This is a genomic window from Laceyella putida (assembly GCF_042665195.1).
Taxonomy (GTDB): domain Bacteria; phylum Bacillota; class Bacilli; order Thermoactinomycetales; family Thermoactinomycetaceae; genus Laceyella; species Laceyella putida.
Genome location: NZ_JBHTBW010000050.1, coordinates 1 through 25,967 on the forward strand (window position 1 = coordinate 1; position 25,967 = coordinate 25,967).

The following is a 25,967-nucleotide window of genomic DNA, read 5'->3' on the forward strand; positions in this document are numbered from 1 at the left end:
TTTCAAGGAACACTTCATTTTATTCAGCTCACCGCTCGATTGCGGCGACAAATATGATCTTAACACCTTATCATTTCCCAGTCAACACTTTTTTATAAAAAATTTATCATTCCATCCAAAATGCCAAAACACCCATTTTGATCAGAATAGGTTTCCGCCTTTAAACGATAAGACCTTTCTTGAATATCATGATAAAAACACAGGAGGTGCGAACATGCCCATACAGGTACGTGACTTTCAAGCGGTGATGCAAAACACCAAAAGCGGGGATGTCGTACTGCGCACCGTTACTTCAGATGCCGAAGTGGAAGTGGCCCGCATTGAATTTGCTGAATTAAAACGCGGAGAAACGGTTGAATTAAAAGGGGAATTTCTCCTATATAACGAGGTGCCCCATCCGTTTGAGCTGGAGACAAGAATTTACAGAACAAGCCGGACATCGCAAGTCAACAAAGAGCTGTATCGGTTACGCGAAACGCTGGGCTGCGGATCCATTGCCTCAACCTCATCCGCATTCCTCTACTTTATCGATCAAATCTCAGAGAATCATGCGCAGGTCACCTATACCGTAACGGCAACCATCCATTCTGATGCCATTGAACAAGTTGATTTGAAATTGCCGCTCTCTTTTGCGGGTACCGTATACAGCCCACATGTTCCCAAGGCGGCCACTTCTCCCAATCCCCATAAATATCGGACGCGCACCCGTATGCCCCGACACCGGAGATAAGGAAACAAGGGACCGGAATCAGGCCTCAAGCGGCTTTTTTTTATTGGCCCGTTCATTGCGGTCAAAAATCAAATCATGATAAAATCATTTTGATTGAACAAACTATGGCTTCACGGAGGAGACCTATTATGCTCCTGTCAGGAAAATTAAATAAAATCCGTACATTTGCTCTGCTCCTGATCTTTGTCGGGATCGGGGTCATGTATATCGGCTTTTTGTTTAAAAGTTTGATGGCCTTATTCTTCATCTTAGGCATCTTGTTCGTATTAACGAGCGTGGGAATCTACTTTTGGATCGGCATCTTATCGACCCAAGCGCCCCAGGTGACCTGCCCCGTTTGTGGCCGCTACACCAAAGTATTGGGGAAACGTGATCAATGCATGCATTGCAAAGCCGTGTTATCCATTGATCCCAAAGATGCACCTGCGCCACCAAACACAGATGCGAAGTCTTCCGAGTGAGGAAGGCTTCTTCCTTTTGCCCGCATCCCCAATAAGCAATCGACCGATTCGCACTCTTCTGTTTTATCCGTCAAACGACTATAATATAGGTAAATATTTACAGAACTGAAAGGAGGGCGCTCCAAGTTGAAACCACACAATTTAGTAGAAATGTTGGCCCTTACAGTAAAAAGACACCCTGAGAAAGTAGCGATTCGCTATAAGGAACAAGCGTTCACCTATCAAAGGGTATGGAACATGATCCGTGATATTGCATTTGGTTTGGAACGGCTTGGCGTCAGACAAGGCACCAAAGTAGCCATCATTGCCGAAAACCACCCTCACTGGATCATTTGCGACTTTGCCATCATGAGTCTGGGCGGCGTTACGGTACCTCTCTCTCCGGAAGCGACCGAACAAAAATGGAGTCAGTGGATAAGGCATGCAGAAGCGGAGATTGTGATCATCGGCCCATCTCCCCATTCGCACATGTCGCAACCCCCAAGCCACGTTCGGCATGTGATTCAATTGGGAGGGCTTCCTTCCTCTTCGTACAAAGCCTTGCAATTTGATACGGTTATTCAACTTGGACAAACCATTGCCTTAGAGGAGTTGGATTGGGCTTATCCCGCCGTCCAGCCGTCTGATTTGGCCACGATTCAATTTACGCGCGGAACGACAGGGGAACACAAAGCGGTCATGCTGTCCCATGCGCAACTTCTGCACAGTTTGGATGGCATTTCCTATCTTCATCCCTATCATCAGGAAGACGACATCCTGACCATCGCTCCCGTATCCCATCTCTATGCCCGGTTAACCGGATTTTTGTTGCCGCTTGGCTCAGGCGCCTCCATCACGATTGCGGAGGGAACGGACCCGCCCATGCAGCAAGTGCATATGCACAAACCCACGCTTCTCATCACTGCGCCATCCATCATTCAGCACATCCAACAACAGTTGTTGCAACATGTCAGACGAGCTCCTTGGCGCAAGTTGGCTTATAACCACGCGGTTCATCTGGCAACCAAGTACCATCGCTATCGACTCAAAGGACAAAATACGCCCATACCCGTTCGCTGGCGTTTCGGTTACGCTTGGGCCCATCTTCTCTCTTTTTCAACGCTCCATCGACGATTAGGCGGTCGACTACGCTTGATCTTGAGCAGTGGAGACCCTGTCGACCAATCACTCCATACCTTTTTCGGCCATATGGGATTGCCCCTAGTGTCCCTTTACGGCACAACGGAAGCCGGTTACACCATCGCTCGCCAATACAGTTATCATACCGATCCCACCACTTTCCAATTGCTTCCCCAAGTGGAAGCGCGGTTGCTCCCGGATGGCGAACTGCTGGTCAAATCCCCCAGCACGGCCGTCGGCTATTACAACAATGAGAGCTTAACCGAAAAAAGAATTCGCTATGGCTGGATCCATACTGGCGATCTCGCCACTTATACCCGCGACGGCCAACTTCAGTTACAGGGACGCAAACTCGCCCATACGGAGCAGGAAACGGACACCACCCAACCGCTGAATCTGACCAAATAAAAAACCCTGCTCGCAGATAGCAGGGTTCCCTTTATTGTGTCTGACGGGATTGACAATCCGGACATATCCCGTAAAATTCCATGCGATGCGATTCCACTTGATATCCAGTTGATTGAGCTGCTTTTTGTTCCACCAAGAATAATGGCGGATGATCAAAGTCGGTGATTTTCCCGCAGTCCCGACAGATCACATGATAATGGTCCATCATATTGGCATCAAAACGGCTGGAGGCGTCACCATAGGTTAATTCCCGTACAAGACCCGCCTCTTTGAATACACGTAAATTATTATATACCGTCGCTACGCTCATATTGGGAAAATCGCCTTCAAGGGCTTTGTAAATCTCGTCCGCTGTGGGATGACCCATCGACGAATAAAGATAATTTAAAATGGCATGACGTTGCGGTGTCATCCGAACGCCAATCCCCTTCAACATCTCCACAGCTTGTGACAGGCGGTTGTTGATCATTGTATACACCTCACTAATGCCGCCGTTTCAGATAACGATTATCAATTAATAATATATATAAATAGTCTACGGTGAGCCGAACCAATTTGTCAATCCAAGCGATGCCTCTCCGTTGCCTCTGCTTAGAATCTCTTCTTTATAATCAACATAATCTCCTTCCCCCATCCCCTGCCCACAATGGAAATTTTTCTCCCCCTTACCTAGTGATCTTGTCTACTTTTGGGACATATACATGTACCATGTTACGAAAAAGGAGGAGTATGCTAAATGAAATGTTGGATGCAGGCGATCGGCGGAGTGCTGGTCGCCATAGGAGCAGGAGGTTTTTTTGTCCCTGAAACGGTTGCCTTGCATGATTGGCTCCATCTGACTCTCCCACATAACTTGATTCATCTGATCAGCGGAGGCGCTTTCCTCGCTGTAAGCCATCATGAGCGAGCCAGCCGCTGGACGGCCCGAGGCTTTGGTGGAATCTATTTGCTGGCCGCGATCCTGGGGTTATTCACAGATGATCTGTTTGGCTTGGTGGAATCCACCCCGGTAGTGAACACCATCCATTTCTTGGCGGGCATCGTTTCACTTTATGTGGGAGTAAAAGTTGGAACCGCCCCCAAAGCCCCTGCGGTGGAAGAACCGCAAGAACAAGTGCAGTCGCGGGACGAAAACCCATAAAAACGAAGCAGCTCGGAAAATGGACCGGGCTGCTTCTTAATTGGTTGGTCTATTTGGCTAGTTGCTTAATCATTTCAATCACTTGATTCATCGTCTCGTCGGAATTGCTTTTTGACATCTCCGCAATATAGCGGTCACGGTTATTAAAGACATCGGCCACTTTTTGCAAGAAGGTCTTCGTTGAAATCTCCTCCTCCTGCAACACTTCACAGTAACCCATCTTGCGGAACGACTCCGCATTCAAAATCTGGTCACCGCGACTGGCGGCACGGGAAAGAGGAATGAGCAACATCGGCTTTTTCAAATACAAAAATTCAAAAATGGAATTGGACCCGGCACGGGAAATCACCATGTCCGCCATGGCCATCACATCGGCCAATTCTTCATTTATGTACTCAAACTGCTTATAACCGGGTTGATCCAAGGTTTCGTCCACTTGCCCTTTGCCGCACAGATGCACGATTTGGAAATACCGCATTAAACTATCCAGGTTTTGTCGCACAACTTGGTTGATTTTCTGCGATCCCAAGCTTCCCCCCATGATCAACAGAACCGGTTTATCCGCTTGAAACCCACAGAAAGCCAATCCCCGTTCACGATTTCCCCGTTTCAGCTCATCGCGAATGATGGCGCCAACATACACCGCCTTCTTCTTATCCAGCCCCTTTGTCGTCTCGGGAAACGTCGTGCAAATCCGGGTCGCAAAGGGCATCGCAATCTTATTGGCCAACCCGGGAGTAATATCCGATTCATGAATGATGACGGGCACCCGATTCAACCAGGCCGCGAGCACCACCGGAACGGAGACGAATCCCCCTTTGGAAAAAAGGATGTTTGGCTTTTCCCGTTTGATCAGGCTATATGCTTGAAAAATCCCTTTAATCACACGAAACGGGTCTTTAAAGTTATTCCAGTCAAAGTAGCGCCGCAGCTTCCCCGTGGCGATACCGGCATAGGGAACATGATCCAACCGCGCCACCAGTTGCTTTTCAATCCCATTTTCGGATCCGATATATTTAATCTCCCAGCCATCTTGGGCAAACTTGGGAATCAAAGCCAAATTGACTGTTACGTGACCTGCCGTCCCCCCGCCCGTAAAGATTATCTTTTTCTTCATCCCACTCCACCTCTTCAATCCAACATTTCAATATCAACATTCATTTTATCAGTTTTAAAAGAATCTTTATCGAAAAGTATATGACAAGATGAAGAGCATTTTTCATCCGTCTTTCCAGCGAAGAAAGATATTTGATCAACAGAGGGGGTATGATGAAGAAATCGTGAAGAATCTGGCATTCTCTTTCTAAATGGACTGACGTTCACTTCGACTGACTTGCGTTTGGCTCCCCGCAAACTCTAAAAACCGCGCCCGCACTTCAGGAGTCGGGATCATGCAGCTTTCCGCTTTGCCAAAAAACCGATAGCGGTTGGCCGCAAACCAGCGATACCCCAAATCCCAGATCGGCCGTGGGATGTAAAGGAACAGGGAAAGCCATTTCCACTTACCTGGCAAGCGTTTGCAAATACGCAACACCGCCGTCGACCGGCTGTACCATGCACCATCTTCATACAACACCATCGTATCAAGGGAAACGGGTCCCAACGGCGACTGCCGAAAGGCCTCTTCAGCAAAAGGCGACTGCAACGAGGCAAATCGAAAAATCCCCTCTTTGTCCTTCTCTAAAATCCAGTTAATCCGCCCATTGCAAAAATTGCACTCGCCATCAAAAAAAATGATGGGATGTGCACCGAGATCAGTCTGAGTCATGCGAACGCCTCCCCACGTTTTTCGCCCAACTTCGTTGCACCTTTATTTTCTTACAAAAACAGGGGCAGAAAGCTTAACTTTTCCTTAATTCCATCATACAACAAAGCCCTTCCCGGATGACCTCCGAAAAGGGCGAACCATTCATATTTAAGCAAGACCAAATCCACTGCCACCTGGAGAAGATGACCTCGGCCACGTGTGTGATTCACGTCTCCAAGAGGCCAACGGTTTCCCATGATCAAAAGCAATCTCATTTTACAGCCCAACGGGTAAAGGGATAGTGATATTCCTGTTCGTTGAGCGCCCGCAAAATCCCCTTGATCGGGCAAATAATCGCCATCAAGCCAAAAATGATCAAGAATGGGATGCCGATGATCACAAATGACAGGATGCTGGAAATCCAGATGAACGCCCCAATGATCACATGGAATAACAACGCTTGTAAGGAAATCCGTTTCACATCACGATCTGAGGCGATGAGATAAACAATGATCGGACACAAAACCGGTGCAAACCATGTGCTCGCATGGACCAACACCTTCAACCATTTACCGTGCAATGTTGATTCCTCCCAAATCATAATGAACCGCTACACCTATGATATACCCAACCCACCAAAAACGAAACATTGTTACGCTATTTTTGTTTGAGATCAAATAAAACAGCCTAAAATGACGGGATATTTTTCAGTTATTAATCCTTCGATAAAACATTGTTTTGTTCTTATAATAGATAATCCCCGCTGAAAAACCGCGGGCATTGAGCTCAACGACGGTGTTGAGCGAAGGCATTGATAGTCTATGCCGACTGCTTAGGTTTTATTTTTACAGAGCCAACCCAAGGACTCTCCGAAACCCAAACGCGTAAAACATATGGTTTGCCCTGCGACTTGGCAAGCGATGATGAAGGATGATCTTCAGCGTTTACATAAACGATCCAGCATGGTTACAATTCAATTATCCATTTGAATCATCAACCAAATACATCATTGCGAGGTACAACGATGAATATGTTTTTTGCTGGTTTCGCCTTGTCTCTCTCCTTATGCTTGGATCTGGGAACCGTCAATATCGCCATCATGCGCACTGGCATGCAACACGGAATGTGGTTGGCGCTCTGGATCGGGTTCGGTTCCGGTGTGGGGGATCTGGTGTATGCGCTCCTCTCCACCGCCGGCATGGCCGCGCTCCTTCAATACAAATGGGTGCGGTTGCTGGTATGGCTGGGTGGATCGACGATCTTATTGGTCTTGTGTGTGCGCATGATCCGGGAGGCTTTTGTAGCGAAACATCCGGTTTCGGACGAGCCCCCTTCTGTCGCTTCGCCTTCTTCCCGCTCCGCCTTCATGCAAGGAGTGGTCCTCGCCTTATCCTCCCCCTCCTCAATTTTGTGGTTTGCGGCCGTCGGTGGCAGTGTGATCGCGGCCACCAACAAGGATCAGACTGAAATGGCCCTGTTCCTCTTTTTTGCCGGTTTTTTTCTGGCCGGACAGCTCTGGTCGTTATTCTTGGCCATCCTGACCAGTTGGGGCGGGAGCGTGGCTGGACCAAAGCTCGTTCGCACGTTTTCACTCGGCTCTGCCCTGTTATTCCTCTATTTTGCGGTCAAAGTGTTTATGGATGGCGCTCAGCAATTTTTGTAACCCCGCGAAGCGGGGCTCAACAAAAAAGGCTGACAAGGTTTCACTTGCCAGCCTTTTTTCCATCTCCGGCTATTCATTTACCCCTTCTTCACCGGCTCCGCTTGTTTCCCATACCAGCAGTGGGGATGCAGATCGCACATGTGGCACTTGGGGTTGCGCGCGCTGCAGATGCGGCGGCCATGCCAGATAATGCGGTGATGGGTGTCGGTCCACTCGGCGCGGGGGACGCGTTTCATCAGTTGGCGTTCAGTTTCGAGCACATTCTCGCTGTCGGCAAGGGCCAAGCGGTTGGCGACGCGTTGGACGTGGGTGTCGACCGCCAGGGCCGGGATGCCGAAAGCGTTGCTTAACACGACATTGGCCGTTTTGCGTCCGACGCCGGGCAACGCCTCCAGTTGGGCCCGGTCTTGCGGCACTTCTCCACCATACTTCTCCACCAAGATCTCGCATGTTTTCAAGATGTTTTTGCTTTTATTGCGAAACAGGCCCAAGCCTCGGATATGCTCGGCCAGTTCCTCTTCGCTCAAGGTGAGGAACGAGGCGGGGGTGGGGAATTTGGCGAAGAGCCCCGCGGTCACTTTGTTCACTTGACGATCCGTCGATTGCGCGGACAGGATGGTGGCGATCAATAATTCAAAAGGATTGCGGTAATCCAGCTCGCAGTGCGCATCCGGATACATCTCCGCCAAGATGTCCAAAATCTTTCTGGTGGGGACTCGTTTCGGTTTTGGCTTCATGGTTCTCCCTCCTCCCTCATCTTAGTTAACATCTATTATCAACTTCCTGCCATGGCAGGGCTCCGCTTGTGGACGACTTCTAAAAACATCTGAGCTTGCACCAAAGTGGCCCCGGAGTCGATTTTTGAGTCCGCGTTCCATGGTCATTATCGGAAAGTAGCTCCCAGTAACGAAGCTTTCGCCCACAGGGTACAGGCAAAAATCTTCCTCTGCCGGATTTGTCACTATCCTAAAACATCTTTTATTATACCATGAGGTCAATAGCCTTTCCGCAGATCAATCTCATTCTTATACGAGCCGGTCCCTTTTAAGAATACATATAAATTATGACGAAAAATCTCCAAGGCCCGGGTCATATAGTGCGGCGATCTGCCGGAAAGATGCGGGGTAAGGATGACATTGTCCATCTCCCAGAAGGGATGCCCGGTTGGCAAAGGCTCTTGCTCGAAGACGTCCAACACGGCCCGGGCGATGGTTCTTTCTTGAAGCGCGTGGATTAATGCTTCCTCGTCCACCACGGCCCCGCGGGCGATATTGATCAAGGTGGCGGTCGGTTTCATCGCTGTCAGCTCTTCACGGCCGATCAGCTTCACCGTGACCTTTGTTAGCGGAACCGCCACGACGATAAAATCGGCTTCTCCCAACACGGTGCGCATCTCACGCAGGTTTGCCATCCGGTCAAAGTGCGGTGTCTCCCGGCCATCGGTATTGACTCCGACCGTGGTCATGGCAAACGCTTGGGCTTTCTGAGCAATCGCTTGTCCAATCGCTCCCGCGCCGATCACGAGCAAGGTCTGTCCGGCCAGTTCTCCGACGCGGATGCTGCGATCCCACCGTTTCTCCCGTTGCAGGGTCCGCAGTTGATCTGTCCGGCGGGTCACTTGCAGCATCACGGCCATCACGTATTCCGACATCGGCGTCGCATGGATGCCCTTGGCATTGGTCACCCGAATGCCCCGCCCGGCGATCGCCTCCATGGGCAGCAGCTCCAATCCGGCGCTAATCACATGAATCCAGCGCAGACGGGAACACTGAGCGATGATGCTAGGATCAAGGTCTTCCCCATAGGTGATTAACACTTCGGCTTCAGGCAAGGTGGAAGCCGCTTGGGAAATGTTTTCGAAAAAAGAGAAGCGGGCTTGTGGATAAGTTGTTGTTAACGCTTGTTTATGCTTCGCACTCATCTTGGCTGTGGATACAATGTGTACCATAGGAGCCCTCCCCATCCTGGACGATTTTCATTCATTTTTGCCTTTTGACACCGATTCAACCGTTACTCACATGCCGCTTCACCGCTTCGATAATCAATTCTTCGCTGAATTCGTCAAACGGGCTGCGGTGAAAAGTCCCGTAGCGGTTCACCACCCGAAAGCCGCACAGTGTCAACAGATGATTGCACTCCGTCGGAAAGAGATAGCGCAGTTGAAACTGGGTGCGAATGCGCTCCAGTTGGCGCCCATCCTTATCGTAGCGCTCCATGTAACGAATGATGTGGGCCGTCTGGCGGAAATGATCATATTCTGTATAATCGTTCACTTCAATCAATTCCTGTGTCCCCGGCACAGGAAACGCCCCGCAATAAGCCATTTTGCTGTCCTTCTCGATCAAATCCCACAGCCTTGGCACAAAAACATTAAAAGCAAACAAGCCCTCATCGGTCAGATAACGTCGCACCCGTTTGAGCGTCTCCACTTGCTCGCTTACGGTCAAAAGGTGCAGAAACGAACGGTAGGGAATGATAATGAGCGGGAATTGCCGCTTCAGTTCCAAGCGGGACATGTCTTCTTCAATCCATTCCACCTGCTTGGACAGGCCGATCATCTCCGCTTTCTGTTTGGCCCGCTCCAGCATGGCCGCCGAATTGTCCACACCGACGACCGGAATTCCCGCGCGGGCAATCGCCAAGCTGACTCTTCCCGTCCCGCAGCCCAGTTCCAATACCGGTCCGCCACACGCTTTCGCCAACTCGACATAATACGTCGTATCCCGTTCCAATCCCGTCGACGTCCAATCGTAGTAATCGGGCAAATCATATGTATAATGCTCCATCACTCTCACCTTTCAGTCCTTCCCTGAAGTCTGAAGCGGCTTTCCTGGTCGCCAGCCTCTCTTGCGCCACCAAGAAAACCGCTTCTCTCGGTCCACCTTACTGTAGTTGTTCGCGGACAAAGGCTAACACTTCTTCCACGTGGCCCGCCACTTTCACCTTGTAATCAACTTTGGCCAGCTTGCCGTCACGGTCGATGACAAACGTGGATCTCACAATGCCGATCGCTTTTTTGCCAAACATGTTTTTCTCCTGCAACACATCATATTTCGTGCAAACTTCCCCATCGGGATCGCTCAACAGCAAGAAGGGCAGGTCATGTTTTTTGATAAACTTCTCATGCGAAGCGATCGAATCGCGGCTGATGCCCAATACGACCGTGTCCAGCTCCACAAATTCAGCATGTTTATCACGGAACCCGCAAGCCTCCATCGTACAGCCCGGGGTATTGTCTTTGGGATAAAAGAAAAGCACGACGTTTTTGCCGCGGAAATCAGATAAAGAAACTTTTTTCCCGTTGGTTGCGTCCAAGGTAAAATCGATCGCTTGATCGCCGACTTGCAACATGATGACACCTCCACCATTCCATTGTGATTGATCTCATTCTACCATTATCCGTGCCAGAAAACCAAAAACCCTTCTCCCTTTTCCCTTTGAAACCCCAGGGAGATGAGGGAAATCAATCATTTCCGCAATGATCCGGTAACAAATCTATACTTTAATGTAGAATAAGAATTATATAATGAATGACAGAACCCCGATAGGGTGGTTGTCTGTTGTGGCGGTGAAGGTGATGGAACAACGTAAAAAACAACTATTGGCGACATTGCTCTCCTTGGAGTCGTTTACTACGACACAGCAATTGGCTGAACGGTTGGGCGTATCGGAAAAAACGATACGCAATGACCTGAAACAACTGGACAATTGGCTCAAACAGACGACTTCCGCCATCTTGCTGCGCCAGCCCGGGATAGGCGTGAAGCTGGAAGCGACGGAACGCGAGCGCGACATGCTCCATTTTTATATCCGGCAAATTGAAAGCGTTTCAACTTCAGAATCCATCCTTGATCCGGCTAAGCGCAAACGGTGGATCACGCAAGCGCTGTTGAAGCAATCCCGTCCGATCACGATTCAACAGTTGTCCGAACAGTTGTATGTAAGCAAAGCCACGATTCGTCACGATTTGAGCGAAGTGGAGCAAGAATTGGCCGCCTATGGCCTCCAACTGGACAAACAACCCCACAAAGGGCTGACCGTCAGGGGTTCGGAACGGAACAAGCGGGCCTTGCTCGTGAAACTCATCGGACAGACAACGCAACTTGACTCGACCCATCCTTATGAATATGCGTTGGTACGGCATGCGGTTCGCACTTGGGAGCGGCGACTTCATGTTCAGTTCACGGATGAATCTTTCCTTCGTTTATGCACTCATCTGGTTCTTGCCCTCATCCGGATTCAACAAGGACACGAAGTCCACATGCCCGCCGCGGAATTGCAACAACTCCGGCAGAAAACGGAATATCCCTTGGTGGAAGAAGTCGCCCGCAAGTTTGGGAAAAAGCTGGCCCTCGCCATACCGGAAACGGAAATCGCTTACATGACCTTGCATCTTCTGGGAGCAAAAGTGCATTATACGCCACCGCAAGACGCTCCCTTGGATGCGACGCTGAGCCAATTGGACCCGGAAGCGATTCGCATGGCAGAGTCACTCATCGAGCGAGTCGCCCAGATGGCGCAATTGCCCCTGTCCCAAGACAAGGAACTGTTTCTGGGGCTGGCGATCCATTTGCCCTCGGCCATTCATCGGCTGCGGCATCAACTGCGCTTAACCAATCCGATCCTGGACGAAATCAAACAGACTTACCGCTATACGTTTGAAATGGTCTGCGCCGCCACGATCACACTGGAACCCGTGGTGGGCGGACAAGTGTCCGAGGATGAAATCGGGTATCTGACACTCCATATCCAAGCGGCATTGGAACGATGCCAACCGGTGGATCGGGCACAGGTACGGATCCTGATCGTCTGTACCACAGGAGTGGGCACTTCCCAATTGCTCGCAACCAAAATCCGGCGGGCTTTTCCAGACCTGCTGTTACTCGGTTCAGTGCCGATGTCCCAGTTGCAACGCGCGCTGGCGCAACATCAACCCGACTTGTTGATCAGTACGATTCCCCTGAATGAACTTGCCGTTCCCCATATCACCGTGTCGCCTTTCTTCCCGGAGGCGGACCAACGGAAAGTGGCGGACAGACTACGGGCGATCAAGGAGCCCCCCTTGGCGGAAACGGCTTTTCCCACGTTGCATTCGTTCATCGCGCCGCACTTGGTTCTGCTTGATCTTGCGGCGGAACATCCCGACGAACTCATCCAAGCGATGGGGCAACATCTGGTGGAGCAGGGGGTTGTGGATAAAGCGTACCCGGCCAGTGCCATCGCGCGGGAACGGTTATCCAGCACCTATATCGGAGGCGGCATCGCGATCCCGCATGGGACAATCGATCACATTCACCATTCCGCCGTGTGCGTGGCCCGACTGAACCAACCGATTGTTTGGGGGGATGAGACGGTTCGTCTCGTGTTCATGCCGGCCGTCAAGTTATCGGAAAAGGAGAGGGCTGAACGCTTGTTTGCCGAAATCGTGGCCTTGGTGGAAAGCCCTGCCACCATCGAGCGGCTCATGCGCGCACCCGACCCGCAAACATGGCTATCCACTTTAGTATAAAAGACGATCGGTATTTATCCATTTTTTATAAAAATGAAAGGCGGTTTCTGTGGGTGAAAGCTTCGTTACTGGGAGCTGTTAATCAAGCTTCGTTAAGAACGGAGGAAGAAATCGTCACAATCCGCCTTTATCGACAACCAACCAAATCCTATCTCAGAGGAGGGACTGACGGTGAATATTCTTGCAGTGACTGCCTGTCCGGCAGGGATCGCCCACACTTATATCGCCGCCGAGAAATTAAAGAAAACGGCGGCGGCATTAAACATTGAAATCAAAGTAGAAACCCAAGGCTCCATCGGGATTGAAAATGCGCTGACACCGGAAGAAATCCGGGAGGCGGACGGCATTCTCATCGCCGCCGACAAAGACGTCGACAAAGAGCGTTTCCAGGGAAAACCCGTATTGGAATGCGGGGTGGCCGATGCGATTCACAAAACGGAAGCCTTGCTGGAACGTTTCCGAGCAGGGGAAGTTCCTGTCTATCAAGGGAAAGCCAACACAGTTCCAACCGAAGCGACAGCGGACGGGCAGGCTTCCGCCAAACAAACGGCCAAGCAAAAGCCGCTCTACCGCGATCTGATGAATGGCGTCTCCTATATGATTCCTTTTGTGGTGATCGGGGGACTGTTGATCGCCTTGGCGCTCGGCCTCGGCGGCACACCGACGGCCAAAGGGTTCGTCGTTCCTGAAGGCACCTTCTGGCACCATATCCTTAAAATCGGGGAGACGGGCTTCACCTTTATGGTGCCGGTCTTGGCGGGATATATCGCAATGAGCATCGCTGACCGTCCAGGGCTCGCACCCGGCATGATTGGCGGTTACATTGCCGCCAACGGAAGCTTTTACGGCAGTGAAGCGGGGGCAGGGTTTATCGGCGGCATCATCGCTGGTTTCTTGGCCGGTTATCTCGCCAAAGCGATCAAACGCCTCCCTGTGCCCAAAGCGATTCAACCGATTATGCCCATTCTCATCATCCCGTTGGTCACTTCGCTGATCGTCGGGCTCATCTTCATCTATGTGATCGGTTCTCCGATTTCCGCAATCATGGAAGGATTAACCGCTTGGCTCAACAGCATGCAAGGGGCGAGTAAAATCGTGCTCGCGCTGATTTTGGGCGCGATGATCGCGTTTGATATGGGTGGTCCGGTTAACAAAGTGGCTTTCCTTTTCGGCGCGGCCATGATTGGCGAAGGACAGACGTTTATCATGGGTGCGTTGGCAACGGCCATCTGCGTTCCTCCATTGGGAATGGGATTGGCCACCTTGTTCAACAAAAACAAATACCTCCCGGAAGAACTGGAAGCGGGTAAAGCCGCACTGGCCATGGGACTAGTCGGCATTACGGAAGGGGCGATTCCGTTTGCCTCCCGCGATCCGCTCCGCGTGATTCCAAGCATCATGATCGGCTCGATGGTAGCTTCCGTCATCGCCATGTTGAGCGGAGTGACGGACAATGTGCCGCATGGTGGCCCGATTGTCGTCCTGTTCAACGCGGTCGGCCATATCCCCATGTTCTTCGTTGCGGTGATCATCGGTGTCATCGTGACCGCATTCTTAGTCAATTTGCTGAAAAAGCCGGTTTCCAAGCAATAGTGTCAATTAGACATTAAAAGGAAGGCGGTTTTGTCTGTACCCTGTGGTTGAAAGCTTCGCTACTGGGAGCATTTAATCAAGCTTCGTTAAGAACGAGCGACAGCGACAACAAATGTGCCCTCAAGCTCACGAGAACAGACCCGCGCCGCAGTTCGGAAACGGAGAACCTTCCCTTTGATGCGACCAAGGAACGAAGACTCACAATCCGCCTTCATTGTTCCAACCCATAATCAGAGGAGCGAAAAACCTATGCAATTGGTACAACTGATTGATGAAGAATTGATTCAACTCCAACTGGGCGGGGAGCGTAAAGCAGAAGTGATCAGCGAAATGATCGATCTGCTGCATCAAGCAGGTGCCTTGGCGGATCGCAACGCCTTTGCCCAAGCGATTGAAGCCCGCGAAGCCCAAGGACATACGGGCATCGGGTTCGGAATCGCGATACCCCATGGCAAGTCCGATGCAGTTCGCACCCCACGCGTCGCCGTGGGCATCAAACCAAGCGGCCTCAAGTGGGACGGGCAAGACGAAGAAGATGTGAAGATCGTCTTTATGATCGCCGTGCCGGAAAGCCAAGCGGGCAACGAACATCTGAAAATTCTGCAACTGCTGGCCGTCAAACTGATTGACGAAACCTTCCGCGCCCAGTTGCTGGCGGCGACAAATAAAGAGGAAGTGCTGCAACTGCTTGCCGATGTATAACCGGGAGGAACTCGTTTCCTCTCTCCCCTTTTAAAAGGAGTGATTCACATGGAAACCACCCCCATTTTCCTCAAGCCCGTATTCAAGGAACGCATATGGGGCGGCACATTGCTGCAAACCCGTTTCAATTACGAGATCCCGTCCGACCGCACCGGCGAATGTTGGGGCATCTCGGCCCATCCCCACGGTCAAAGCACCGTCCTTAACGGGCCATACGCGAATCTCAGCCTGGGTGAACTGTGGGAACGGCATCGCGAGTTGTTTGGCCATCATCCGGCGGACACCTTCCCATTGCTGACGAAAATCTTGCATGCCGAAGCCGATCTCTCGGTGCAGGTCCATCCGGATGACCGCTATGCCCATGCAAACGAAAACGGGGAACGCGGCAAATCGGAATGCTGGTACCTGATCGACTGCGAAGAGGGCGCGGAAATCATTTTTGGCCATACGGCCCAAACCAAACCCGAACTGGTCGGGCTGATCGAACGGGGAGAGTGGGATCAATTGTTGACCCGCGTGCCCGTAAAGCCAGGCGACTTCTTCTACGTTCCGAGCGGTACCATCCACGCCTTGGGGGCGGGAACATTGGTCTTGGAAACACAACAAAGTTCAGATACCACTTACCGCGTCTATGATTACGACCGGACCGATGACCAAGGCAACAAACGGAAGTTGCATATCGACAAAGCGATTGACGTAACCACCATCCCGCATCAACCCGCCCCGTTTGCCCCCCTTGTCGATGAACAGGCTGGCGGCACAGTCACCACCTATGTGCGAACGGAATATTTCACCGTATACAAATGGGACGTGCGTGAATCACTGGAGCTGATCCAATCCCATCCCTTTCTGCTGATCAGTGTCATCGACGGCGAAGGATCGTTGAAAACCGGGTCGGATACCCATGCCCTCAAGCGAGGGGATCATCTCATTCTGCCCCATGGATTTGGTTCGTTCACCTTGGAAGGTTCCATCACCGCCATCGCTTCCCATCCATGAGCGGTCACGATCAAGCTGAAATGGACGAAGCAAAAACCCGTCTCACTTGGAGACGGGTTAGCTTTTATCTTTAAAAAAAATACTTCAATAACCCCTGCAAACTCTGGATCGAGCAGATCGCTTTAATCCCCCATACCGGCACAACCAACATCACGATTAGGATTTCGGCAAAGATTTTCATCTCGCTCAACCCTTTCATTTCTGTTAATAATGATGTATTTCCATATTAAAAGAGTTGAGTGAGATGATTATAAGAATAAGATTAAAAATAGATTAGAAACACAGAGCCAAATTTAGATGATTCTACCAAATCACCGCTCACCTGCCCCCTTGTGCGGGCAAACGTACAATCACTTTCGTTCCCAAGCCCAGTTTGCTTTTCACTTCCAGCTTCCCTTGCGCTTTCTCCACGATTTTCTGCGCGATCGAAAGACCCAGCCCACTCCCTGTTTGCGCAATTTGTTTCTTCGCCCGATAAAACCGTTCAAACACATGCGGCAATTCTTCGGGGGGAATCCCCTGCCCCGTATCCCGCACACTGATTTCAATCCACTCTTTGTCTCGGGCGCAAGCGACTTTGATCAACCCTCCGGCTTCTGTGTATTTTCCGGCATTATCCAGCAAAATGTCCAAAAGCTCCTCAATGTCCGCCTTTAATCCGGTAAAGGCGATCTCATGACCGGGCTCATCGTATTGGAGCGTCAAGGTGCGATGAACGTGCCGCCACCGTTTGACCCGCTCCCACACGACAGTGGTAAGCTCAAATGTTTCCAATTCACCCGCATGCTCATCCAATTCAAATCGAGCCAGCCGGAGCAACCGCTCAGTCAATTTCTCCACTCGGCCCAATTCCTGATCCATCGTCGCCAACGCTTCTTCCGCGACTTCCGGCTTGCTGAGCCCCCATCGCCGCAACAAGTCCAGGTAGCCCCGCACCACCGCAATCGGAGTGCGCAATTCATGGGACACATCGCTGACAAACTGGTTTTGCTTCTGCATGCTGGCATAAATGCGATCCAGCAATGAATTGAAAACGCGGGACAACAGCGCAATCTCGTCCCCCGTCGCCGGAATCTCCAAACGATGCGTCGGTTGCGCCGGATCAAACTTTTGAACGGCATAGGTAATCCGTGTCACCGGACGGAAGGCGATGGTGCTCATCAGATAACCGCCCATCATCACAAACAACAATAACGCGATGGAGGCGATGATCAGGACGCCAAGAACCATTTTCACGTATTTGGTGGTTGAAGAAAAGTCCGTGTACAATTCGATTCGCCCCGTCCCCTTTTCGATGGGCATCGTCAGGATGAGGACGCTTTTCTTGCCCATTTGCGTCAGAACCCGCTTGGGAACCGCTTGTCCTTCACGCAAAAACACATGCGATGAAATCCCTTTGTTCACCAACCCGCGGGTCTTGCCCCCAATCAAGATCCGCACCGCTTGTCCTTTCTCAATCAGCGATGGCAACCAAACGGAATGGGGCAGTTCCGACAATTCCTTTTGTTCATGGACTCGCTTGATGGATACCAACTTGCTTTGGAGCACAGCTTCTTCTGTATGAATCAACCAATTTTTCAGCGCGACATATACGAACATGTGAAACAAGACGAGGATGCCAATCAATCCAACTGTTGACAACAGGGACAAGCGCCAACGAATGGGCATTTTAATGTTCCCGAACCACATAGCCTACCCCTCTGACGGTCTCGATAAAATCATGGCATCCCACTTGTTCCAACTTCACGCGCAAATAACGGATATAAACATCGACCACGTTGGTGTCTCCCGTGTATGAATACCCCCATACTTTGTTCAGGATCATTTCGCGGGTTAACACATGATTTTTGTTTTGCATCAAATAAGCGAGCAAATCAAACTCGCGCGTCGTCAGCTTCAATTCATGCCCCGCGACCGTCGCTGTCCGTTCTTCCAAACAAACGGTAAGCGGCGGAATCGTAAGCTTCGTCGTCTCTTGCGCCCATTGCGTTTGGCGCCGTTCAATCGCCCTCATGCGCGCCAAGAGCTCCTCAATCGCGAACGGCTTTGTGAGATAATCATCCGCTCCCGCATCCAATCCGCCCACCCGGTCCGGAACCGTATCACGCGCCGTCAACATCACAATAGGCACTTTGCTTTGAGCGCGGATGCGGCGGCAGATTTCCATCCCGCTCAAATCGGGCAACATCACATCCAAAATGATCAAGTCCCATTGCCCTTCTTCCCATGCTTTAAGAGCCGCTCTCCCCGTCGTCGCAACTGTCACCCGATAGCCTTCGTACTCCAGCTCCAACTGGAGAAAACGGGCGATATTCCCTTCGTCTTCGATCAGCAACACCTTTTTGTCCATCCTGCCCTCCCACCCTCTTCCGTGCTCTATTCTGTTTATTCCCTTCATTATACCCTGTCTATGCCGATGGTGGGGGGAGATCGGAAGAAGTCGGTTTGGAAGGGGAATGGGCCTGTGGCGAAGCCTCACTTGAGTCTGATAGGCTGGTCCCCGGTTGCGGTGTGGCGGGTGGACCGACGGTCCCAGGCTCGGGCCTAACGGGACCAGGCTCGGGCCTAACGGGACGTGGTACTTCCGGACGACGCGGTTCACCCGGACGTGGTTCAGGCAACCGCTCGGATTCCTCCACATCGCGCCCAGTCGTGACCAAATTGAATGTCGTGCCGACATTGAGCGAAGACGCTTCGGATAAGCTGTTGATTTTAATCGCTTTGATGCAGATGTTAAGCACCCCTAGCACTTCCATCAAAGAAATCAGGATCCAGATAAACATTGCGTTCCACGTCGATGTTGCGCGGAAAATCACCAATTGGCGCCGATCCCCCGAGAGATTTGGTCAATGCCTCGGCGCCGATATTGATGGTGCTGCCGAAGTTCACGGAAGACGCACTTGAAACGCTGTTGACCTTTACGTTGAATATGTTGTTGATGGTTCCCAAGTTAAGTCTCCTCCTCGCGTTTTTTATGTCCCTGCTCCTTTATGCGCAACTTGGTGCTCCCTTTTTTGCTGGCAAGTTTGTTGAAGCGAATTTCCAGGACGCCCCGGCGGTAGCGCGCACTCGTATAATTCTTCGAAACAGGGGCGCCCAGGGGGATCATTTTTTGAAATTCCCCCTGGCTCCGTTCGGCATGCGCCAACCGATATCCGTTATAAGGAGACGGAAAACGCCCGGTCAGCCATAAGGTGTTATCCTCCACTTTCATCTCCAGCGACTGGATATTCTCCATTCCCGGCAGATCCACTACCACAATGACTTCGTTCTTCCCGTGGTACACATCCGCCACCGGCCCTTTATGTTCCTCCGCCGCCGCCAGGATGTCTTCGAAAAAGTCATCTCCCAGGAACTGGCGCGCCAGTTGGTTCCACCCTTTATTGGCAAGTTGGCTTTTCAAGAGACAGCCCCTCCTTTACATCCGCCTCGCTTCACTCCGCAGTTGCCCATATTCTATGCACTCCGCTCCCTTCTTGTCACAAAAGGTTGCATGATTCGTTGTACAGCCCCCATATACTTTATCAAGAGCCAAGAGGAGGGACCTCTTTTGTACGGATATAATCCTGACCACATCCTGCGGTTGCTTTGGGAACGGATTAACAAATTGGAAAACAAGGTGCAAGAGCTGGCGACGGAGAACGAAACGCTTCAACATCAGGTGAAACAGCTAACACCCATTCATATAGATAAAATTGAATACAAAATCCATGAATTGCATGTGGATACCTTAAGCGGAACGTTAAACATCGGGTTGACCGCAACCGGCGAGGAATTGGGCGTCGGAGAAATCATTGAAAAGGCGGTCAAGCAACAGGACGCTTCCCAAATTGTCATAGAAGATGAAGAAGATGGGCAGGATCCCTCTTCCGGGCATTGATTCTTCTCTTGCCTTTCCTCTATGATTATGGCATGGATCAAGAAGGAGGAACATCAGATGCAATCCATCATCGCGGTAGCTGTTGGCGGTTTCATCGGCACCCTGTTGCGATATGCCGTTTCCTGTTGGTACCCCGCCTATCTTTTCCCATGGGACACCTTGATGGTGAACCTCATCGGTTCATTCGGCCTCGGGCTCTTGACCCATGCAAGCGGGTTGTCCCTCCATCCCCAAGTCCGGCTTGGACTGGGTACAGGACTCATCGGATCGTTTACCACTTTTTCCACCTTTAGTGCGGAATGGTTGAGCCTTCCCTTCCCTTGGGCGATCGGTTATGGGAGTCTCTCCATGCTTGGCGGCCTGGGGTGCGCCTGGTTGGGAGCCCTGGCCGGAAAGGGGCGAAGCGCGTGCTGACGGCTCTGACCATCGGGCTTGGCGGCAGCTTGGGGGCCGTCTTCCGATATTGGGTCAGCGAATGGATCAAAGCCCGTTGTTCACCGCGCCTCTTCCCATGGGCCACATTCACCGTCAATGTGACCGGGAGTTTCGTGATGGGCATCTTGCTTGGCTCTTTCCAGGCCGGTTCCATCTCCTCAGCTTTGGCCCACAGCCATCCGCTCACCACCGGATTCCTTGGAGGCTATACGACCTTTTCCACCTTTGCCGTTGAATGGCTGACACTATGGCAGACAAAAAACCGATTGACCGCCATGCTTTATCTCTCGCTTAGCGGTGCAATCGGTCTCTTGGCCTGCTGGACAGGCTATGCGCTGATGCGTTAATTACCGGCTCCACGGTAGTGCTTAATGCCGCGGTTCCAGCAAAAGACCCCTATTCCCAAGTAAATCAACCCAACCACCGGGGTCAATAAAGCATACACCTTCCACTCGCCATGATCCAACAGATAACTGGCCGGATAGAATCCGACAAACGCAAACGGCAACACCCAGGTCAACGCGAACTGAATCACCCGGTGGTAAATATTGGTCGGGTAACGGCCATAGTTCCCGATATTATAGATGATCGGCTGGATATCCGATTTGGAATCGGTATAAAGGCTGATGCTGGTCAACGTAATATAAATCCCCGCATAGATGAGCACGCTTCCCGCCGTGAAGAGAAGGAGCAACACAAGATCGAACCAAGTCCAGGTCAGATCGAGATGCCATCCGGCAAACCCCATCACGATGACTCCCGTCAACACGCCTATCAGCGATTCGGGGGTCATCGTCTCCATGATCACTTGCACCAGACTATGCACCGGGCGCGTTAAGACGCGATCCAACTCCCCCTTGATAATATAACGATCATTAAAATCCCACAGATTTAGAAAGGAAGAGAAGATCGCCCACGGAATCAAGAAGTACCCATAGATGAAGATCACTTCATATTGCCCCCAGCCGCTTAAGCTCCGGGTATGTTGAAACACGACGAGGATAAAAATCAAATTCAACGCTTGGTAAAAGAAATTGCTGATGAATTGCACGAGAAAGTCGCCGCGGTAAGCCATTCTCGTCTTCATATATTGTTTGAAATACTCTATTAGCAATTGGAGATGAAACATGTTAGCCCCCCTGTACAATCAAGGTTTTGCGCGCTTTCAGCCAGATGAATTGCACGGGAATCGCCAAAAGGAAACACCAAACCACTTGCACCAAGAGCGCATGCCAAAACGCATCCCCTGAGAGCCCTTTAACGAGCACCATGCTTGGCAGATAACTAATCGCTTGGAATGGCAGATAGCTGAGAACCGCCTGCGCCCATCCCGGAAAAAAGGAAATCGGGATCGTCAAACCGGACAACAAGTCGACAATCATGCGTTTCGCCCAGATCATCCCTTGGTTATTCAAGATAAAAAAGGCCAACACGCCCGTCAACAAGTTTACTTCCACATTGACGATAAAGCCGAGCAACAAGCTGAGGGCAAATTTCATCCAATCCCACGACCATCCGGGAAGTTCCAAGGGAAAAATAAGCGAAACCACCACCATGCCCGGCACGCTGAACAACAACAGGCGGAAAACCCCTTCTCCCAACCCCTGGAACGCCTTGACGATGAGATAATGATAGGGGCGAATCAATTGGATCGCCACCGTGCCATCCCGGATTTCCTGCGCGATCTCCCGATCCAAGTTATTGAAATAAAAAGCGCGGGCCATCCAGGAAACCGCGATATACGTGGCCATCTGCACCGCAGTCATTCCCTGAAGGGACGGCTTGTTCCCGTAGATCGACATCCACAGAAAATAATAGACGCCAATATTGATGCTGTAAATCACGATCCCGCTGTAATAATTCACGCGGTAAGCCAACATCATCAAAAAGCGGATGCGGATGACCTCGAGATACATCTTAAGCAAGCGTCATCCCCTCCTGATAGATCTTGCGCACAATCTCTTCCGTAGACACTTCTTCTATCTGCATTTCCTGTATCTGCACATGTTGGACGATTTGCGCCAACACATCGGATACCGCCAGTTCCCCTTGCTCCAGGTGAAGGACGAATTGCCGGTTTCCTTTTTGCTCCCAGCGAAGCGGCAAGCCAACCGTCTTCGCTTCCAACTCGTTCAAGGAAACATCGTGCGCCAGCTCGAAATGCACTTTTTTCCCTTTGGCCCAGTTGCGGCGCAACTCTTGCAACCCACCATCATAAATTACCTTGCCTTTGTCCAGCATAACCACACGGGAACAAAGCGCTTCAATATCCGAGATGTCATGGGTCGTCAACAAAATCGTCGTCCCGAACTCACGGTTGATCTCACGCAAAAACTGGCGAATATTCTCCTTCACCAGGACATCCAAGCCAATGGTCGGTTCATCCAGGAACAATAAACTTGGCTGGTGAATCAGGGCGGCGACCAATTCACACCGCATCCGCTGCCCCAAGCTCAACTTGCGCACCGGTTGATCCAACAACTCGCCGATATCCAAGACTTCGATCATGCGCTTCAGCCGTTGTTGGTACTCCGCATCAGGAACCTGATACACTTGCTTTAACAGCCGAAAGGACTCCTGCACGGCAATATCCCACCACAATTGGCTCCGTTGCCCGAACACCACTCCGATCGTCTTCACAAACTTCTCCCGTTCACGGTGCGGGTCATAGCCATTCACTTTGAGTTCACCCGCCGTCGGCTGCAAAATCCCGGTCAACATCTTGATCGTCGTCGATTTTCCAGCCCCGTTTTCACCGATGTAGGCCACCATCTCACCTTGCTCAATCGTCAAATCGATGGCATCCACAGCGCGAATCGTACGGTACTGCCTGTTCAACAGATCGCGAAACGCCCCCTTCAGCCCTGGTCTGCTTTGGTAAACTTTAAATTCCTTCGTCAGGCCGCGCGCTTCAATCGAACGCATCTCTCCCACTCCTCTCGCAATCTTGCGCCATTGGGAAAAACATTCATGCTTGCCTTTCCTTTTGGCTTTTAAATGAAAAAAGGGATTCCGCCCACATGGAATACCCCACTTTTTTCTATTTAATGAAGGTTTCTCTTGTTGTACAAAAACAGCATACCAAAAAAAGGGCTCCTTGCGAATAGTTTATAACCAACTTACTTTATTAAAGTTTTGTGTTTGATTCTTTTCGTTCCGTCAGTTTCCTGTTATATATAGTGAAACATGATCACCTTCAACTCCATCTTGTCTTTGTGTTTCCAAAAAACCAAAAGAAAAAATCTTTTGCGGTGAATGAAAAGTCGATAAACCAAAGTATAGAACCATAGATGAAGCCGACATCGAGAGGAGGAACCCATTTGCAACCGGAACCCCAATGGGTGCGACAGGTTTTGCAAGGCGATAAAGAAGCGTTTGCCTTGATTATCGATCAATACAAACAACCCATTTACGCCAAGATTTACCGCATGTGCCGCAATGCCCACGATGCGCAGGACTGGACGCAGGAAGTCTTCTTGCGCGTCTATCGGTACTTGCACACCTATCGTTCGGAAGAAAGCTTCGCGGCTTGGATCTACCGGATCGCCGTCAACGTCTGCCTCACCGAAATGAAGAAGCGCAAGCCACAACCAACGGAAGAAACGGATACATTGGCCACTGCCGCGGAGGAAAGCCCGGAAGCGCAAGTGGTGAGCCAAGAGGAGCAACAAGCGTTTCACCGCGCATTGCGTTGTCTCCCTGAAGCGTATCGCATCGTGATGATCCTGCGCTATATCGAAGAGTTAAGCTACAAAGAGATGGCCCACATCCTGCAGGTCCCCGTAACCACCATCCAAAATCGTCTGCATCGGGCGCGGAAACAATTGCACGCCCTACTGGAACACACGAACAACCGGAAAGGAGGAACGCCGTATGAAGTGCTCAAAACAAGCCCTTCTTGAACAATGGTGGGACGGCTTTCTGCCCCGTGACCAAGAAGAAGAACTCACCCAACACCTGGTTCAGTGCCAATCCTGCCAAAAGAGTTTGGCATTATTGCAGGTTGAGGAACAAGTGATGAAAGACTTGTCAGACATTCCCCCATTGCCGGAGGCATTCACAGCGCAAGTGATGGGCAAATTGGATGAGATGCCGGCGCAAGAGACAAAAACGGACGAACTCCCGGCGACCGGCAAGAAATCCCTCCGCGGATGGCAAAAAGTGACCATTCTCTTCGGCACAATGGCCGCCGTCTTGTCCTTGTCCATCGGGCTGGGGATACTCATCTCACCCACTTTCGCCGAGCTGTTGAACAGTCTGTTTTTGCAAAAAGAAAAAGAAGTCATTATGATTGACGGCGGCATCAAACACGCCGCCCAACAGGGGTTCAGCATTCCCGTGGATGAAGAGACCACCGACGCCGGATACACCATCGCGGTAAAGGAAGTGATCGCTGATCCCATCCGGGTCAAAGTGGCTTATCAGATTTTGGACAAACATGGCAAACCGGTTCCATATCACGTACAATCCTCTTCCGACTTTTATCAGAACAAAAACCCGTTTTATTTGACGGATGAAGACGGCAAAAAACTGACCCGGATGGGAGGGGAAGATACCCACGACGGGTTTAATTCCATCGATCTGGTTCCCGTCGGCCATCTGCCCGAAAAAGTCACTCTGCACATGAATGTGCGCAAATTAATTGAAATGAAGTTTGACAAAGGGATCAAAGAGATTGTTCACGCCAAGGGTGAATGGGCGATCGACACCCCACTCAACCTGAAACAAGCCCTGGCGGCCACCCAATACGCACGGATCAACCAAACCCGCTCTTTTGGGGACGTTCGTCTCACGCTGGATGGCTTGGTTTATTCCCCTACCTCCATGTCGTTCCAGTATGGTTTCCAGACAGGACCACAGAGAAAAAAGGAAATCCTGCAAAAAGCGAATATTTTCACTAACAAACAATGGAGAGAAGCGCAATTAAGCGGTTTTTACCATTATGAACTGGCCTATGAAATCAAAAACGATCGGGGTCAAACCATCGCTTACAATTTCGTAGATGGTGAAAATCGCCAATCCAACCTGATCGGGGGCAGAAAAGAGGTGGCCACCCCGCACGCTCTGGTTGATCGTCCCACCTATACCGATCTGTACAATCCTCATCCTTTGCGTCCAGGGTACACCCTTCACATCAAAGGATTGATGCGGATGATCCCCATGGAAGCCAAACTCACCTTTGATCCATCCACGGTGGAAAAACAACCCGCCACCATGGAGTACAAAGGCAATCTCATCACCGTGGACTATGCGGGCAACGAAGCGGAAAAGCACTCAATCCAGCGGTATATCACCCTGCGCGTCCAAGTGAAAACGGCAGACCGGTATGATGGTCCATTTCTCTGGCGCGTGCTTGATGAAACCGGCAAACAATACGATACCTATGGTGGCGGCGGCATGAAAAAAGGGGTTTATCAAGACATCGTCGTGATTCACGGCCTTGAAAAAATGCCGAAACAATTGACTCTCATCATGGATGGCATCCACTATTACACCCCGATCGATTGGCAAGTGCCGTTTAAGTTCACTCCGTATAAAACAAAATAACCACACAAAAACCAACTCCCTAAAGCCAGGAGT

General features: G+C 50.9%; 29 protein-coding genes and 1 pseudogene. 14 read left to right on the plus strand and 16 right to left on the minus strand.

The window, feature by feature from the left end; translation table 11 throughout:
* Positions 1–214: 214 nt before the first annotated feature.
* From ACFQNG_RS15255 to ACFQNG_RS15265, 3 genes are all read left to right on the plus strand, one after another.
* Complete coding sequence (locus tag ACFQNG_RS15255; protein ID WP_379866332.1) at positions 215–730, plus strand: hypothetical protein; 516 nt, start codon at positions 215–217, stop codon at positions 728–730.
* Between the two features lie 128 nt (positions 731–858).
* Positions 859–1,191 (plus strand): DUF2614 family zinc ribbon-containing protein, encoded by a 333-nt coding sequence (locus ACFQNG_RS15260; RefSeq protein WP_379866334.1) that lies wholly within the window; start codon positions 859–861, stop codon positions 1,189–1,191.
* Positions 1,192–1,317: 126 nt separating this feature from the next.
* On the plus strand, positions 1,318–2,718 hold the full coding sequence (locus tag ACFQNG_RS15265) for an AMP-binding protein (protein ID WP_379866336.1): 1,401 nt from the start codon (positions 1,318–1,320) through the stop codon (positions 2,716–2,718).
* 31 nt (positions 2,719–2,749) lie between these two features.
* Here ACFQNG_RS15265 and perR read toward each other — a convergent pair whose 3' ends face one another.
* Entirely contained in the window at positions 2,750–3,187 is a 438-nt protein-coding gene (gene perR, locus ACFQNG_RS15270) for a peroxide-responsive transcriptional repressor PerR (RefSeq protein WP_379866338.1), read from the minus strand.
* A gap of 267 nt (positions 3,188–3,454) precedes the next feature.
* Between perR and ACFQNG_RS15275 the strand changes: the two genes are divergently transcribed.
* Positions 3,455–3,859: a DUF4383 domain-containing protein gene (locus tag ACFQNG_RS15275; RefSeq protein WP_379866340.1), complete on the plus strand. Its 405-nt coding sequence runs from the start codon at positions 3,455–3,457 to the stop codon at positions 3,857–3,859.
* Positions 3,860–3,908: 49 nt separating this feature from the next.
* On the opposite strand, the gene ACFQNG_RS15280 is transcribed toward ACFQNG_RS15275, so the two are convergent.
* The 3 genes from ACFQNG_RS15280 to ACFQNG_RS15290 all read right to left on the minus strand — a co-directional run bounded on the left by ACFQNG_RS15280 (position 3,909) and on the right by ACFQNG_RS15290 (position 6,186).
* Positions 3,909–4,976 (minus strand): undecaprenyldiphospho-muramoylpentapeptide beta-N-acetylglucosaminyltransferase, encoded by a 1,068-nt coding sequence (locus ACFQNG_RS15280; protein ID WP_379866342.1) that lies wholly within the window; start codon positions 4,974–4,976, stop codon positions 3,909–3,911.
* 186 nt (positions 4,977–5,162) lie between these two features.
* Positions 5,163–5,627 (minus strand): thiol-disulfide oxidoreductase DCC family protein, encoded by a 465-nt coding sequence (locus tag ACFQNG_RS15285; protein ID WP_379866344.1) that lies wholly within the window; start codon positions 5,625–5,627, stop codon positions 5,163–5,165.
* 250 nt (positions 5,628–5,877) lie between these two features.
* Complete coding sequence (locus ACFQNG_RS15290; RefSeq protein WP_379866346.1) at positions 5,878–6,186, minus strand: magnetosome magnetite crystal formation protein family; 309 nt, start codon at positions 6,184–6,186, stop codon at positions 5,878–5,880.
* Positions 6,187–6,630: 444 nt separating this feature from the next.
* On the opposite strand from ACFQNG_RS15290, the gene ACFQNG_RS15295 reads away from it, so the two are divergent.
* On the plus strand, positions 6,631–7,269 hold the full coding sequence (locus ACFQNG_RS15295) for a LysE family translocator (protein WP_379866347.1): 639 nt from the start codon (positions 6,631–6,633) through the stop codon (positions 7,267–7,269).
* A gap of 77 nt (positions 7,270–7,346) precedes the next feature.
* On the opposite strand, the gene nth is transcribed toward ACFQNG_RS15295, so the two are convergent.
* The 4 genes from nth to bcp form a co-directional block, all read right to left on the minus strand.
* Positions 7,347–8,006, minus strand: a complete 660-nt coding sequence (nth, locus tag ACFQNG_RS15300) for an endonuclease III (RefSeq protein ID WP_379866349.1) — start codon at positions 8,004–8,006, stop codon at positions 7,347–7,349.
* Between the two features lie 257 nt (positions 8,007–8,263).
* A complete protein-coding gene (locus ACFQNG_RS15305; protein WP_379866351.1) occupies positions 8,264–9,217 on the minus strand; it encodes a D-2-hydroxyacid dehydrogenase in 954 nt (317 codons plus the stop codon).
* A gap of 55 nt (positions 9,218–9,272) precedes the next feature.
* Complete coding sequence (locus ACFQNG_RS15310; RefSeq protein ID WP_379866393.1) at positions 9,273–10,055, minus strand: class I SAM-dependent methyltransferase; 783 nt, start codon at positions 10,053–10,055, stop codon at positions 9,273–9,275.
* Between the two features lie 97 nt (positions 10,056–10,152).
* On the minus strand, positions 10,153–10,620 hold the full coding sequence (gene bcp, locus ACFQNG_RS15315; RefSeq protein ID WP_379866352.1) for a thioredoxin-dependent thiol peroxidase: 468 nt from the start codon (positions 10,618–10,620) through the stop codon (positions 10,153–10,155).
* Between the two features lie 226 nt (positions 10,621–10,846).
* On the opposite strand from bcp, the gene ACFQNG_RS15320 reads away from it, so the two are divergent.
* From ACFQNG_RS15320 to manA, 4 genes and pseudogenes are all read left to right on the plus strand, one after another.
* Positions 10,847–12,778: a BglG family transcription antiterminator gene (locus ACFQNG_RS15320; RefSeq protein ID WP_379866353.1), complete on the plus strand. Its 1,932-nt coding sequence runs from the start codon at positions 10,847–10,849 to the stop codon at positions 12,776–12,778.
* A 171-nt stretch (positions 12,779–12,949) separates the two neighbouring features.
* Positions 12,950–14,362, plus strand: a pseudogene (locus tag ACFQNG_RS15325) (PTS fructose transporter subunit IIC); the annotation flags it as partial.
* Positions 14,363–14,620: 258 nt separating this feature from the next.
* Positions 14,621–15,073, plus strand: coding sequence for a PTS sugar transporter subunit IIA (locus ACFQNG_RS15330; RefSeq protein ID WP_379866355.1), 453 nt, complete (start codon positions 14,621–14,623; stop codon positions 15,071–15,073).
* A 48-nt stretch (positions 15,074–15,121) separates the two neighbouring features.
* Positions 15,122–16,072 carry a mannose-6-phosphate isomerase, class I gene (gene manA / locus ACFQNG_RS15335; protein WP_379866356.1) on the plus strand — a complete coding sequence of 317 codons (951 nt, stop codon included), beginning with the start codon at positions 15,122–15,124 and terminating at the stop codon, positions 16,070–16,072.
* Between the two features lie 318 nt (positions 16,073–16,390).
* Here manA and ACFQNG_RS15340 read toward each other — a convergent pair whose 3' ends face one another.
* From ACFQNG_RS15340 to ACFQNG_RS15360, 5 genes are read right to left on the minus strand one after another with little or no spacing between them, the layout of a single operon-like run.
* Entirely contained in the window at positions 16,391–17,761 is a 1,371-nt protein-coding gene (locus ACFQNG_RS15340; protein WP_379866358.1) for a sensor histidine kinase, read from the minus strand.
* Positions 17,742–18,422 carry a response regulator transcription factor gene (locus tag ACFQNG_RS15345; RefSeq protein ID WP_379866359.1) on the minus strand — a complete coding sequence of 227 codons (681 nt, stop codon included), beginning with the start codon at positions 18,420–18,422 and terminating at the stop codon, positions 17,742–17,744. Before ACFQNG_RS15345 ends, ACFQNG_RS15340 begins: the two co-directional genes overlap by 20 nt.
* 58 nt (positions 18,423–18,480) lie before the next feature.
* Positions 18,481–18,855: a hypothetical protein gene (locus tag ACFQNG_RS15350; RefSeq protein ID WP_379866361.1), complete on the minus strand. Its 375-nt coding sequence runs from the start codon at positions 18,853–18,855 to the stop codon at positions 18,481–18,483.
* Positions 18,806–19,021, minus strand: a complete 216-nt coding sequence (locus ACFQNG_RS15355) for a spore germination protein (RefSeq protein ID WP_379866362.1) — start codon at positions 19,019–19,021, stop codon at positions 18,806–18,808. Before ACFQNG_RS15355 ends, ACFQNG_RS15350 begins: the two co-directional genes overlap by 50 nt.
* A 1-nt stretch (position 19,022) precedes the next feature.
* Complete coding sequence (locus tag ACFQNG_RS15360) at positions 19,023–19,475, minus strand: Hsp20/alpha crystallin family protein (RefSeq protein ID WP_379866363.1); 453 nt, start codon at positions 19,473–19,475, stop codon at positions 19,023–19,025.
* Between the two features lie 147 nt (positions 19,476–19,622).
* Between ACFQNG_RS15360 and gerPC the strand changes: the two genes are divergently transcribed.
* The 3 genes from gerPC to crcB are packed head-to-tail and all read left to right on the plus strand — an operon-like array spanning position 19,623 to position 20,734.
* Positions 19,623–19,952 (plus strand): spore germination protein GerPC, encoded by a 330-nt coding sequence (gene gerPC, locus ACFQNG_RS15365; protein ID WP_379866364.1) that lies wholly within the window; start codon positions 19,623–19,625, stop codon positions 19,950–19,952.
* A gap of 57 nt (positions 19,953–20,009) precedes the next feature.
* Positions 20,010–20,366, plus strand: coding sequence for a fluoride efflux transporter FluC (locus ACFQNG_RS15370; protein ID WP_379866365.1), 357 nt, complete (start codon positions 20,010–20,012; stop codon positions 20,364–20,366).
* Entirely contained in the window at positions 20,360–20,734 is a 375-nt protein-coding gene (gene crcB / locus ACFQNG_RS15375; protein WP_379866367.1) for a fluoride efflux transporter CrcB, read from the plus strand. The genes ACFQNG_RS15370 and crcB overlap by 7 nt, the downstream gene beginning before the upstream one ends.
* Here crcB and ACFQNG_RS15380 read toward each other — a convergent pair.
* The 3 genes from ACFQNG_RS15380 to ACFQNG_RS15390 are packed head-to-tail and all read right to left on the minus strand — an operon-like array spanning position 20,731 to position 23,312.
* On the minus strand, positions 20,731–21,516 hold the full coding sequence (locus ACFQNG_RS15380) for an ABC transporter permease (protein WP_379866368.1): 786 nt from the start codon (positions 21,514–21,516) through the stop codon (positions 20,731–20,733). The two genes, crcB and ACFQNG_RS15380, sit on opposite strands and share 4 nt — an antisense overlap.
* Before the next feature lies 1 nt (position 21,517).
* Positions 21,518–22,303: an ABC transporter permease gene (locus ACFQNG_RS15385; protein ID WP_379866394.1), complete on the minus strand. Its 786-nt coding sequence runs from the start codon at positions 22,301–22,303 to the stop codon at positions 21,518–21,520.
* Between the two features lies 1 nt (position 22,304).
* Entirely contained in the window at positions 22,305–23,312 is a 1,008-nt protein-coding gene (locus ACFQNG_RS15390; protein WP_379866369.1) for an ABC transporter ATP-binding protein, read from the minus strand.
* 395 nt (positions 23,313–23,707) lie between these two features.
* Between ACFQNG_RS15390 and ACFQNG_RS15395 the strand changes: the two genes are divergently transcribed.
* Together ACFQNG_RS15395 and ACFQNG_RS15400 are read left to right on the plus strand one after the other, a co-directional pair.
* Positions 23,708–24,289 (plus strand): RNA polymerase sigma factor, encoded by a 582-nt coding sequence (locus tag ACFQNG_RS15395; RefSeq protein ID WP_379866370.1) that lies wholly within the window; start codon positions 23,708–23,710, stop codon positions 24,287–24,289.
* Positions 24,261–25,934, plus strand: coding sequence for a DUF4179 domain-containing protein (locus tag ACFQNG_RS15400; protein WP_379866371.1), 1,674 nt, complete (start codon positions 24,261–24,263; stop codon positions 25,932–25,934). The genes ACFQNG_RS15395 and ACFQNG_RS15400 overlap by 29 nt, the downstream gene beginning before the upstream one ends.
* Positions 25,935–25,967: the final 33 nt, after the last annotated feature.